The organism is Hymenobacter sp. 5516J-16 (assembly GCF_022919335.1).
Lineage (GTDB): Bacteria > Bacteroidota > Bacteroidia > Cytophagales > Hymenobacteraceae > Hymenobacter > Hymenobacter sublimis.
In genome coordinates, this window is sequence record NZ_CP095058.1 from 3289845 (window position 1) to 3302171 (window position 12327).

12 protein-coding genes are annotated in these 12327 nt (G+C 51.5%); 10 read left to right on the forward strand and 2 right to left on the reverse strand.

Annotated elements, in window-relative coordinates; translation table 11 throughout:
* Positions 1–127: 127 nt before the first annotated feature.
* On the reverse strand, positions 128–700 hold the full coding sequence (locus MUN84_RS16355; RefSeq protein WP_244695095.1) for a C40 family peptidase: 573 nt from the start codon (positions 698–700) through the stop codon (positions 128–130).
* Between the two features lie 153 nt (positions 701–853).
* On the opposite strand from MUN84_RS16355, the gene MUN84_RS16360 reads away from it, so the two are divergent.
* Positions 854–2263 carry an FAD-binding oxidoreductase gene (locus MUN84_RS16360; protein WP_244695096.1) on the forward strand — a complete coding sequence of 470 codons (1410 nt, stop codon included), beginning with the start codon at positions 854–856 and terminating at the stop codon, positions 2261–2263.
* A gap of 142 nt (positions 2264–2405) precedes the next feature.
* Here the strand turns inward: MUN84_RS16360 and MUN84_RS16365 are convergent, their stop codons facing one another.
* Positions 2406–2939, reverse strand: a complete 534-nt coding sequence (locus MUN84_RS16365) for an acyl-CoA-binding protein (protein ID WP_244695097.1) — start codon at positions 2937–2939, stop codon at positions 2406–2408.
* A 127-nt stretch (positions 2940–3066) separates the two neighbouring features.
* Between MUN84_RS16365 and asnB the strand changes: the two genes are divergently transcribed.
* The 9 genes from asnB to MUN84_RS16410 all read left to right on the forward strand — a co-directional run bounded on the left by asnB (position 3067) and on the right by MUN84_RS16410 (position 12098).
* Positions 3067–4977, forward strand: a complete 1911-nt coding sequence (gene asnB, locus MUN84_RS16370) for an asparagine synthase (glutamine-hydrolyzing) (RefSeq protein WP_244695098.1) — start codon at positions 3067–3069, stop codon at positions 4975–4977.
* A 74-nt stretch (positions 4978–5051) separates the two neighbouring features.
* A complete protein-coding gene (locus MUN84_RS16375; RefSeq protein ID WP_244695099.1) occupies positions 5052–5783 on the forward strand; it encodes a glycosyltransferase family 2 protein in 732 nt (243 codons plus the stop codon).
* A gap of 56 nt (positions 5784–5839) precedes the next feature.
* The gene (locus MUN84_RS16380) at positions 5840–7177 is read left to right on the forward strand and encodes a UDP-glucose dehydrogenase family protein (protein ID WP_244695100.1); all 1338 of its coding nucleotides are present in this window, start codon (positions 5840–5842) and stop codon (positions 7175–7177) included.
* Between the two features lie 45 nt (positions 7178–7222).
* Positions 7223–8209 carry a UDP-glucuronic acid decarboxylase family protein gene (locus MUN84_RS16385; protein ID WP_244695101.1) on the forward strand — a complete coding sequence of 329 codons (987 nt, stop codon included), beginning with the start codon at positions 7223–7225 and terminating at the stop codon, positions 8207–8209.
* 16 nt (positions 8210–8225) lie between these two features.
* Positions 8226–8633, forward strand: coding sequence for a sugar 3,4-ketoisomerase (locus MUN84_RS16390; protein WP_244695102.1), 408 nt, complete (start codon positions 8226–8228; stop codon positions 8631–8633).
* Positions 8618–9565 (forward strand): hypothetical protein, encoded by a 948-nt coding sequence (locus MUN84_RS16395; protein WP_244695103.1) that lies wholly within the window; start codon positions 8618–8620, stop codon positions 9563–9565. Before MUN84_RS16390 ends, MUN84_RS16395 begins: the two co-directional genes overlap by 16 nt.
* Before the next feature lie 453 nt (positions 9566–10018).
* Positions 10019–10699: a hypothetical protein gene (locus tag MUN84_RS16400; protein WP_244695104.1), complete on the forward strand. Its 681-nt coding sequence runs from the start codon at positions 10019–10021 to the stop codon at positions 10697–10699.
* Positions 10700–10706: 7 nt separating this feature from the next.
* A complete protein-coding gene (locus tag MUN84_RS16405; protein WP_244695105.1) occupies positions 10707–11075 on the forward strand; it encodes a hypothetical protein in 369 nt (122 codons plus the stop codon).
* Positions 11076–11297: 222 nt separating this feature from the next.
* Positions 11298–12098 carry a glycosyltransferase family 2 protein gene (locus tag MUN84_RS16410; protein ID WP_244695106.1) on the forward strand — a complete coding sequence of 267 codons (801 nt, stop codon included), beginning with the start codon at positions 11298–11300 and terminating at the stop codon, positions 12096–12098.
* Positions 12099–12327: the final 229 nt, after the last annotated feature.

Here is a 12327-nt window from a genome sequence, read left to right on the forward strand (position 1 = left end):
AAAAAAGGGGTGTGCTGAGAAAAACGAGGTACAAAATTACGGTCTCAATAACCGGGTTGTGTTACGTCAGTGTTATTAAAGCCAACCGACCTGCCGCCACTTTCCGCCGCAAAGGTAAGGGGGAAATTCACAATATTGGTCGTACTGCCTTAATGAATCTGCTTAAGTAGTAATCAGTTTCTAAGGCATTCTCCACAACACCTAAAGAGCTGGAGGAGTGGATGAACTGGACGCTTTCCGCTGAGGCTTCAGTAACTAACCCCACGTGGGTAATTACCGGGCTGCCAGGTGAAGCTCCGAAAAATACCAAATCGCCGGCGCGCAAATCTTGCGGCCTGATGGGCTCACCCCACACGGCTTGCTCGTTGCTGGAGCGGGGAATAGCCACGTTAATAGCCGCAAAAGACTCGTGCAGCAGTCCGGAACAGTCCATGCCTAGCCTTGTGGTGCCACCAAACTTGTACGGAGTGCCTTGGAAGGAACGAGCCGTTTCAATGACCATAGCCATCTGGCGGGGTACGTTGGCCGGCAGGGGGCGAGCCGGGGTAGGCCGACGGGCCACTACCTTACTTTTTCCGGCGGGTGTTGATGTCTTGACCTTAGATTTGACCAGCGCAGGGCTAGCGCCCCGGCGGCGGTCCGCAGCTTTCATGCGCGCCATGTCGCGGGCCGAGTAGTAACGCCCGTTTCGGTAATTCACCTTGCTGCTGCTACAAGCCACCAGCCAACTTCCTAAGATCAACCATAAGGCTACTAGAAGTGGCCGCTGCCACTGCGCCGAATGCCGTACCTTCGTAACGTGTTCCCGCATCGGGGCAAAGATAAGCGAAGTGGTCATTTCACCCTTGTATATATGGAATACCAAGTATTGACTCCGGCCTTGCTAGCTGAGCTTGAAGCAGTAGTAGGCGTTCAGCACCTGCTAACGGCTCAGCGGGCGGAGGCGGAAGTATATGCCGACTATGGCCGCGACCATACGGAAGACTTGCACTTTGCTCCCGATGTAGTAGTGCGCCCCGCTAACGCCGAGCAGATCAGCGCTATTATGCGCCTGTGCCACGAAAACCACATTCCTGTTACCCCGCGCGGAGCCGGTACCGGACTAAGCGGCGGGGCATTGCCCATTCATAACGGAGTGGTACTGAGTACGGAGCGGCTGAACCGCATTCTTGAAATTGATGAGCGCAATTTGCAGGCTACCGTGGAGCCGGGCGTGATTAATGAAGTGTTTCAAAATGCCGTAAAAGAGGTTGGGTTGTTCTACCCTCCGGATCCGGCTAGTAAAGGCAGCTGCTTTCTGGGAGGTAATCTGGCGCACAGCAGCGGCGGCCCCAAAGCCGTGAAATACGGTACCACGCGCGACTACGTGCTGAACTTGCAGGTAGTGCTGCCCACGGGCGACATCATCTGGACGGCAGCTAACACCCTGAAAAACTCCACCGGCTACAACCTCACCCAGCTGATGATTGGCTCGGAAGGCACACTCGGGATTATCACCAAAGTAGTGTTCCGGCTTTTGCCTTACCCCCAGCACACCATTTTGATGCTGGTACCTTTCCGGCAGGAGGCGCAGGCTGCCGAAGCGGTATCGGCGGTGTTTCGGGCGGGTATTATTCCTTCCGGCATGGAGTTCATGGAACGGGAAGCTATTGTCTGGTCGTCTGATTACCTAAAAATTCCACTCACTTTGCCCGAGGACATCCTGGCTCACCTGCTCATTGAATTGGATGGGCAGGACCTAGAGCAGCTGTATAAGGAAGCCGAACAAGTGTATGCCGTACTAGAACGCTACGACGTAGGCGAGATTCTGCTAGCCGACAACGCTACCCAGAAAGATGAACTGTGGAAGATTCGGCGCAACATTGGTAATTCAGTCCGCTATAACTCAGTGTACAAAGAGGAGGATACCGTTGTGCCCCGGGCCGAGCTGCCCACCCTACTTAAAGGTGTCAAGGAAATTGGGGCCCGCTACGGATTCAAAAGCATATGCTACGGTCATGCCGGCGACGGTAATCTGCACGTGAATATCATCCGGGGCGAGCTGACCGATGAGCAATGGAATGTGGGTCTGCGCCAGCCAATCCGGGAGATTTTTGAGCTGTGCGTAAAGCTAGGTGGCACCATCAGTGGGGAGCACGGCATCGGATTGGTGCAGAAACAATTCATTGGTATTGCCATCGGCGAAACCCAACTTAATCTGATGCGAGGCATTAAGCAGGTTTTCGATCCGCATGGCATTATGAATCCAGGCAAAATATTTTAGTCACGAATCAAGCCAAGCAACATTCAGAATAGCCAACCGCCTTAGCTCGGTTTCACTCATGCTAATTATCAACAGCAAAGGCCACTACCTGAGGGTAGTGGCCTTTGCTGTTGAATCTGATTAATTCGGTTAAATCCGGGATTTAACTTTGGTCGCCTTTCAGTTTATCCTCACCGCCGTAGGGTGCGCCGGCCGTAATATCACCGCGTAGGCCTCCCTGCGAAACGCCCGGCTGGGTAGTAGGCTGTTGCGCAAGCGTTGTATTGTCGTTGGCTTGCACCTCAGGTCCGGAAGCAGCATCTGCGCCGCCTACCTGGGAGCCAGTTGCGGGCTGGCCATTGCCTGTAATGATGGTGGCCTTTTCGCCGACGGGGCCGGCTACTTCCTGAACTTTCTGAATGTACTGCCGACGGGCATCGTCCTGACTAACGCCTTTAAACTTGCTCCAGGCGTCCCACTGGGCTTGTGACATACCGGGCTTACCGCTGGGGTCGTCCGGCGTGTCGTCGCCTACATTGTGTGGGTCCAACGTGTCGTGGTCACCTTCGGTAGCTTGTTTATAGAGGCCGTAGAGGTCGGTCATGTGAGCGGCCGCTTGGTCGCCGGGCATATTGTCAACGCGGGATACGGCGGCTTCAAATTCTCGCTGAAGACTTAGTTGATCTTGTAGATTCATGGTGGGGCAAGATTGGGGAAACAACTATTCCTGCCTTGTGTACTAACGTGGCACGGCTTTGGTTGCGGGCGCGGCCTTGTAGTTTTTAGAAACTCAAGTCCCGATAGTTCGTACTTTTGCCCGCCTTATGTGTGGAATCTCCGGAGTATTTGCTTTTACTGATGCAGGCCGCAACTCGTTGGCCTCCCTGCGCGCCTCAACCGACGCCATCGTTAGCCGTGGTCCTGATTCGCAGGGCCACTTTGCTTACGAGCGGTGTGGTCTTGGTTTTCGGCGGCTCGCCATCCTTGACCTGACCGCCGACGGCAACCAGCCCATGACCGATGAGTCGGGCCGCTACACGATTGTCTTTAACGGCGAGATCTTCAACTTCAAGGAGCTGCGCCAAAAGTTAGTCAGCAAGGGACACCGCTTCCACTCCCAAACCGACACGGAGGTAGTGCTGCACCTCTATATTTCCGAGGGCCGCAACTTCCTGAAAAAGCTGAATGGCTTCTTCGACTTCGCCATTTACGACAAGGAAGAGGACTCTATTTTCTTGGCCCGTGACCGGATGGGGGAGAAGCCCCTGCTGATTTACCGCGACGAGGACAAGCTCTTGTTTGCCTCCGAAATGAAGTCGTTGCTGGCCTTAGGCGTGCCGCGCAAGCTGGATTACGTTTCCTTGAGCCACTACCTTCAGCTCAACTATATTCCGGGTCCCGCTACTATTTTCAAAGGCGTAAAGAAACTGCTGCCTGGCCACTACCTATACGTAAAGGGTAAGAAGGTAGTGCGCAAGCGGTGGTACAAGATTCCCTACGACGCCAAGAAAGCCGAGAAGAACAAGCTCAGCTATGAGCAGCAGCAAGCCAAACTGGTAGACTTGCTCGACGATGCCACGGCCCGTCGCCTCGTGGCCGACGTGCCCGTGGGCGCCTTCCTCAGTGGCGGCATCGACTCCTCGGTAATCGTGGCCCTAGCCACGCGCCACACCCAGCACCTAAACACCTTCAGCATTGGCTACCGCGACGAGCCCTTCTTCGACGAAACCAAATACGCCAAGCTTGTAGCCGATAAGTACAAGACCAATCATACGGTCTTCTCCCTGACCAATCAGGACCTCTACGACCATATTTTCGATGTGCTGAACTACATCGACGAGCCCTTTGCCGACTCCTCGGCGCTGGCCGTGTACATCCTCAGCAAGCGCACCCGGGAAAAAGCCACAGTAGCGTTGTCGGGCGACGGGGCTGATGAGTTGTTTGGGGGCTACAACAAGCATATGGGGGAGTTTCAGGTGCGTCAGGGGGGCTTTAAGGCCGAAGCCGTAACAGGCTTAAACCTGCTGTGGGACGTGCTACCTAAGTCGCGAAATTCATTCTTCGGCAACAAAGTGCGGCAGTTTCAGCGCTTCTCGCGCGGCATGCTGTCTGGCCCCAAGGACCGATACTGGGATTGGGCTTCGTTTGCGTCCGAAAAGGATGCTCGCGCCCTATTGAGCCCCGCAGCCAAGCGCAAAGTTGGCAAGAAGCTGGCTGAGAAGCGCCGGAAAGATATTCTCGAAGATCTGCATGCCGACGGCGACCTGAACGAAGTGCTGCTCACGGATACCAAGCTGGTGCTACCCTACGACATGCTCACCAAGGTAGACCTGATGAGCATGGCTAATTCCCTGGAGGTGCGCCCGCCCTTCCTCGACCCTAATGTCGTACGCTTCGCCTTTTCCATCCCCGTTTCCAGCAAAATCGATGGGAAGATGAAAAAGAAGATTGTGCAGGATGCCTTCCGGCCTATGCTGCCCGAGGAGTTGTACAAGCGGCCTAAGCACGGCTTCGAGGTACCATTGCTAAAGTGGTTTCGTGGGGAGCTTCGCCCCTTAATTGAGGACGACTTGCTTTCCGACGGGTTCATTGAGGCCCAAGGCGTGTTCGATGTCGAAGCAATTCGCGGGCTGAAGAGGCAGCTTTTCTCCTCCAGCCCCGGCGACGTGCACGCCCGCATTTGGGCCCTGATTGTGTTCCAGTGGTGGTGGAAAAAGCATATGATGGCTGCCTAGTACTTTCTGCATTCTCTCTTAAATCTGTCACCTAGCGTCATTATATCGCACTACGTTTCTTCTTGTTTCTGAGTATGGCTCCAACAGTCCCCGCGCGTAAGCTTTCCATCATCATTCCGGCCTACAACGAGGGAGCAACTATCCACCTTATTCTGGACCAGATTAAGCAGGTGCAATTGTTGGGAGGCTTTACCAAAGAAGTGCTGATTGTAAACGACTGCTCCCGGGACAACACGGAAGAAGCGGTTCAGCGCTACGTAGCTAGCAACCCAGAGCTGGCAATACAGTATTACAAGCACGACGTAAATCAGGGAAAAGGCGCGGCTTTGCATACCGGCATCCGGAAAGCCACCGGTGATTACATCATCATCCAAGACGCTGACTTGGAGTATGATCCGGAGGAATACAACGTCCTACTGCGTCCCGTGCTACGGGGCGTGGCAGATGTGGTGTATGGCTCCCGCTTTATTGGCGGTAAGCCGCACCGAATTCTGTTCTTTTGGCACAGCATCGGTAACCACTGGCTAACCATGCTCAGCAATGCCTTCTCCAACCTGAACCTGACCGACATGGAAACCTGCTACAAGCTCTTCCGGCGCGATATTGTACAGGGACTTCAGCTGGAAGAAAAACGCTTCGGCTTCGAGCCGGAAGTAACCATCAAAATGGCGCGGGTGCCCAATGTTCGCATCTACGAAGTGGGCATCAGCTACTACGGCCGGACCTACGCCGAAGGTAAAAAAATAGGGTGGCGCGACGGGTTTCGTGCCATCTACTGCATTCTCAAGTACGGCCTGTTTGCGTAACCTTACACGCCCTCTCATCACAGTAGCATTCTAAAATTTACATACCTCTTCTTCATATGAAAATCGCAGTAGTAGGCACCGGCTATGTCGGCCTTGTAACAGGCACTTGTTTTGCCGAGGTAGGCATCGATGTGACATGCATCGACATTGATCAGCGCAAGATTGACAACCTGCACAAAGGTATTTTGCCCATCTATGAGCCGGGCCTGGAAGAAATGGTGTCGCGCAATGTGGCGGCAGGCCGCCTGCACTTCTCCACTAACATCAGCGAGGCCATCAAAGGCTGCGATGTGGCCTTTATTGCGGTAGGCACGCCTCCTGGCGAAGATGGTTCGGCTGACTTGAAGTACGTACTGGCCGTGGCTCGCAGCATCGGTGAAAACATGAACAGCTACGGCGTTATCGTGACCAAGAGTACGGTGCCGGTTGGCACGGCTGCCAAGGTGCGCAAGGAAATTGAAGATGCCTTAGCTAAGCGCGGCGAAAACATCGAATTTGATGTTGCTTCTAATCCCGAATTCCTAAAAGAAGGTGCTGCTATTGACGACTTCCTTAAGCCTGACCGCATTGTAGTAGGAGTTTCGTCGGAGCGGGCTGAGGAGGTAATGAGCCGCCTGTACAAGCCCTTCTTGCTTAATGGTCATCCCATTATCTTCATGGATATTCCGTCGGCTGAAATGACGAAATACGCGGCCAACTCTATGCTGGCTACCAAAATTTCGTTCATGAACGACATCGCCAACCTGTGCGAAATCATGGGCGCTGACGTGAACATGGTCCGCAAGGGTATTGGCTCTGATGCCCGAATTGGCACCAAATTCATCTATCCTGGCATCGGCTATGGTGGTTCTTGCTTCCCCAAGGACGTAAAGGCGCTGATTAAAACCGCCGCCGAAAACGGCTACCAAATGCAAGTGCTGCAAGCCGTAGAAGGCGTTAACGAAGCTCAGAAGGAGGTACTGTTTAATAAGGTAAAAAAGCACTTCGGCGGCGACCTGAACGGAAAGAAAATAGCCATTTGGGGCTTGTCGTTTAAGCCCAAAACGGACGACATGCGCGAAGCACCTTCCTTGGTAATCATCGACAAGTTGCTAGCTGAGGGCTGCACAGTTACGGCTTATGACCCAGTAGCTATGGAAGAGGCCAAGCACTCCCTCGGCGACCGGATAACTTATGCCAAGGACCAAATGGAAGCCTTGATTGATGCCGATGCCCTGCTCGTGGTTACGGAGTGGCCTGAATTCCGTGTGCCAAACTTCGATGTAATGAGCCGCTTGCTGAAACAGAAGGTTATCTTCGACGGCCGCAACATTTACGATGCCGCTGAACTGCAGGCTGCTGGCTACGCTTACCATTGCATTGGCATCAAAACGGCTCACCACGAGCCCGCTTAATCTGCGGATAAGCATCTTTTTTTACCTCGGTTACTTCTTACTTACATGTCAGATAAGAAACGCGTATTAATCACCGGCGGGGCAGGCTTTTTGGGCTCCCACCTCTGCGACCGGTTCTTGGCGGAGGGCTACCACGTCATTGCCATGGATAACCTGGTGACGGGTGATTTAGAAAACATCCAGCATTTGTTTGGCAAAGAGAACTTTGAGTTTCATCATCATGATGTATCAAAGTTTGTATTTGTGCCCGGCAAGCTGGACTATATTCTGCACTTCGCCTCACCGGCTTCGCCCATCGACTACCTTAAGATTCCCATTCAAACGCTGAAGGTGGGCTCACTAGGCACCCATAACCTGTTGGGCTTAGCCCGTGTAAAGGGTGCCCGGATGCTAATTGCCAGCACCTCGGAAGTGTACGGCGACCCAGAAATTCACCCCCAGGTTGAAGAATACTTCGGTAACGTAAACCCCGTGGGACCCCGCGGTTGCTATGATGAAGCCAAGCGCTTCCAGGAAGCCATCACTATGGCCTATCATAACCACCATGGCCTGGAGACCCGCATTGTGCGCATCTTCAACACCTATGGCCCACGCATGCGCCTCAACGACGGCCGCGTATTACCGGCTTTCCTCTCGCAGGCCCTGCGTGGCGAGAACCTGACGGTATTCGGCGATGGTTCGCAAACCCGCTCGTTCTGCTACGTCGATGATCTAGTAGATGGCATCTACCGTCTGCTGCTGAGCGACTATCACTTGCCCGTGAACATCGGCAACCCGTCGGAAATCACCATCAAAGAATTCGGCGAGGAAATTGCCCGTCTCACTGGTGTGGAGTTCAAGCCCGATTACCGGCCGCTGCCGGAAAACGACCCTATGAAGCGCCGGCCCGACATCACCAAAGCCAAAGAGGTGCTGGGCTGGGAGCCGAAGGTAGACCGCGCAGAAGGCCTGCGCCGGACCCTGGAATACTTTCGGGAGCATGTGCCCGGCGTGATTACCGGTCAGGTAAATAACACCCCACGCACGTTCTAGAGCCTTCCCCGACGTTATGCAGAAGCCGCATCTAATTGAGTTTCCAAAGCTAGGTGCCTCCGACATCGGCTACATTTCCGTCGGGGAAGCTAACGGGCTTATTCCGTTTCCAATAGAACGTACTTTCTGGACGTACTTTACACCTGAGAGCATTGTACGAGGCCGGCACGCCCACCATGCGACCGAACAGGTACTTGTTGCAGTAGCTGGGCGAATTATTGTCACGACGGAAATGCCCGACGGCGAAGTGCAAACTTTTGTGTTAGAGTCGCCACATGTAGGCGTATACGTTCCTCCTAATGCTTGGCACACTATGCAATATTCACATACCGCCGTACAAGTGGTATTTGCTTCCACCTCCTACCAGGAGCAAGACTATATCCGGCAGTACGAAGACTTTAAGCGGATATGGGGCAACAAGTAAAAGCTGAACTCATTACAGCGCGGGCAAACAAGCTTTTTTTCTACTCACCTTATAATTTCCTGCGGGCATTAAATGTAGAAAAGCAGCAGCGTTTGTTCGGTACTGGCCAAACTGAACGATACGCTGCTGATTCTATCCATCGAGTATTCGAATTCCGGGGGGAAGAGAAAACGGTGCAGTTTCTGTACACCTATCTTTCCTGGGACACTGGATTTTTTAATGCTCCGGTATACAAGGTATTCACTGCTTTATTTGATACTACGACTGCAGCAGCAACTTTAGCTACTGCTGCAGTAGCATTCAAACAACATTTACAACAAGAGGGAGCCGCGTATTGCTTCGCTGAGCTTCCTATTGAAGATACATGCCTGATTCAAGCATTAGGTACCGCAGGATGGCCCCTGATAGAAACACGGTTAACCTTTTTCCGCGACGGACTCAATGACTTCCACCACCCACGCTATCCGGTCCGGTCAGCGCACCAAGACGAGGCGGTCGCCATTGGACGCATTGCGGCGGCGGCTCGTAACGAGCATGACCGCTTTCACGCTGATCCGTGGTTTGCGGATGATCAGGGGGACCGGTTCTTGGCCCGATACGCTACTGTTGCAGTCGAGGGATATTGTGATGACGTACTGGTGCCAAATGAGCCAGGTCTGCCAATAGACTCTTTCTTGGCCATTAGTGATTTACAGAGCCATAGTGCGAGTTTAGGCGCCGAGTTTTCCCGAGTGGTGCTAACGGCAGTAGGGCCGGCTAATCGGGGGTGGCATCTGAAGCTGGTAGCGGAAACTGTGCAACGAGCTCGTTCGCGCGGGGCCGATTATGTACTCATGACTACGCAAGCAACCAACCGGGCAGTATTTCGCACTTGCGAGAAGCTAGGCTTCAAGTTAGGTAGTACTGGCTGTATACTCGCCTGTTCTTTTTAGCACCACCTAATTATTAAATAGCAATTATTCGTTGTTGACCTACTTTTCCAGCTCTAATAAACAGGGTGAAAATTAAGTGAAAAAATGAAAAATTTGCGGATAATCAGTGCCCAGCATTTCTTGTGGAAAGTCCTACTGCTGCTTTGTATTTTACCTTTCTTTCTGCTGGGATTTTATACCTATCCTAGCGTCCATGATGACTATCTGAGTGCTAACTCTATTCTAAAATCAGGCAGACTTGACTATATCGTACACAATTATTATCACTGGACCGGACGATATACGGAATTGGTTTTGAAGTCCGTTTTCAGTCCGCTTATTTATCAAGATGCTTTTTTGCTAGAAAAGCTCCTAACTACAGGAGTTATCTTGTGCGTATACCTGGCTTTTTATATCGCCTGTAAAATTATCATCGATAAGCAGCAGGCCTTTTAAACTAGTTTACTACTATTAGTGGTGTTGCTTTGCGGATTAACTAACGTTAATTCATTTTTCTATTGGTCTGGCGGATATACTGCTTATACAGTAGGTATTATATTTGCCATTCTATTTATCACCTTCTTCTATAAATTAAAAAAATACGACACGATACAAAATCTGATTTGGTGTTGCTTGTGGCTAGGCCTGGCTACGGGGTGTTACGAAGTGATTATGATGATTATATTATGGATAACCTTTACTAATGTATTTTATTCTAAAATATTGGGACAGGGTTTTAGGAGTGCTTTGTTGCTATTTATATTTAGTATTGGCTGCGCACTATTTTCAATACTCGCGCCTGGAAATACGGCAAGGGCATCAGGTATTAATAGCAGGGCTGCCGTGGTTTCCATCAGTAAATTAATTGCAACGGGCGCTAAAAGCGTGTTTTTTGCGCTCGGTTCAGTAGTGAGTTGGGCTGACAGTATTCTGTTACTGCTAGGTACACTACTACTATTGCAGTTACTTTATAAGAGAAGAGGAGAAGCCGGGTTTTTTAACTTACCCATCCATCCAGTATTAGTGTTGGTATGGATTATTGGCGGCATTAGCCTCAGCATATTCCCTTCCATTTTTGCCTATCAGTCCGTCTGGATTCATACGTGGCAGTGCGTTTATTTCTTTTTTTCTGATAGGGTGGCTTCTACTGGCTGATTCTGTAGTGGTGTTTCTTGATGGGCATTTGAATATTCGGCCGATCATCTCGCACCGATATACCATATGGATTGCCCGGTGCGCATTTGTCTTTATTGCTTTCGTTAGCAGTGCCAGCAACGTGAATATTGCCTATCTGGATTTGCTACGGATGCCGGAATATCAGCGCCGGGTATACGGACGAATTGCTGCCATGCAGCAAGCAGCTAAGCAAGACACCATAGCTGAGTTGCGCCCGCTGTTCTCTCCGGAAGAGGGGTACATGGTTCCGCAGACTTTATATACTCTGGAGTTTAATAAAGATGATGCCCGCGCCTTCGGGAAATATTATGGCGCTGATAGTGTAGTGGTAAGTAGTTGCTATGTCCAGCAGTAGCGTCAGCGTGGCCCCATCTCACATCGAGGGGCTCGGTAGCTTGTCATGTTCTCTCTTTTCAACCAGTGGAAGAGAAACTCACTTCCCAACAAGTACAGTTGGGTGGCTGCTCGCTGCTTACCTTGGGCGTGCCGCTATCAACAAGGATAGGTAATCTAGACACGCAGCGCAGTATCCTGCGGTTCATTCTATACTTAAGCCTCACGGCCTTACCACCATACCATGCCTAAGTTGTCAGTAGTAATTCCGTGTTATTACAATGAACAGAACATTCCGGTAACGGTACAGGAGTTGATCAATAACGAAGCTCAGTTTCCGCAGGACGTAACGTTTGAGTATGTATTTGTAGATGATGGCTCCGGTGACCACACCCTGCAAGCTCTCCTGGCAGCTCAGCAACAATACCCTGATCAGCTCCGAGTAGTACAACTGGCCGGCAATGTGGGCTCCTATAACGCCATTGTGGCTGGTATCGCTCACGCTACTGGCGACTGCCTTTCGGTGATTACGGCCGATTTACAAGACCCGCCCGAGCTAATGGCTCAAATGTATGGCTACTGGCAACAGGGCTTTAAGCTAGTAATTGGTAACCGGCAAGACCGGGCCGAAACAGGTTTTGCCAAATGGTTCGCTCAAGCCTTTCACTGGCTAATGAAGCGGCTGGCTCTGCGCAATATTCCAGACGGTGGATTCGATTTCGTGTTTTTTGACCGCCAAGTGGCCAACGAGGTGACAAAGATGCACGAGCGGAACAGCAATGTATTTTACCTGATGGTATGGCTTGGGTTTGCTTACGTAAGCATTCCCTACGTGCGCCGCAAGCGAGAAATTGGCAGTTCCCGCTGGAGCTTATCTAAGAAAATAAAGCTGCTGATTGACTCGCTGCTGTCCTTCTCTTACTTTCCTATTCGGGCTATTTCAGTGATAGGGCTGTCGTTGGGTATCGTTGCACTTGTTTACGGCCTCTACATTATTGCCTTGAAGATAGTAGATCCACAAGGCCCCCCGGTTGGACTACGTTGATGGTAGTACTACTATTTGTATCTGCGTTTCAAATGATTGCGCTAGGCGTTATTGGTGAATACGTATGGCGCTCCATGGATGCGGCGCGTAATCGGCCCCTGTACGTTGTGCAACAAGTGTACTAGCGCATATCCATACCGGGGTCACGAGTTCATGCTTCTAATTCATAATTCGGGTACTCCTACTTATAGTTGTTTCTTATTTTAGTAGGTAGGAGGTATCCGTAGTT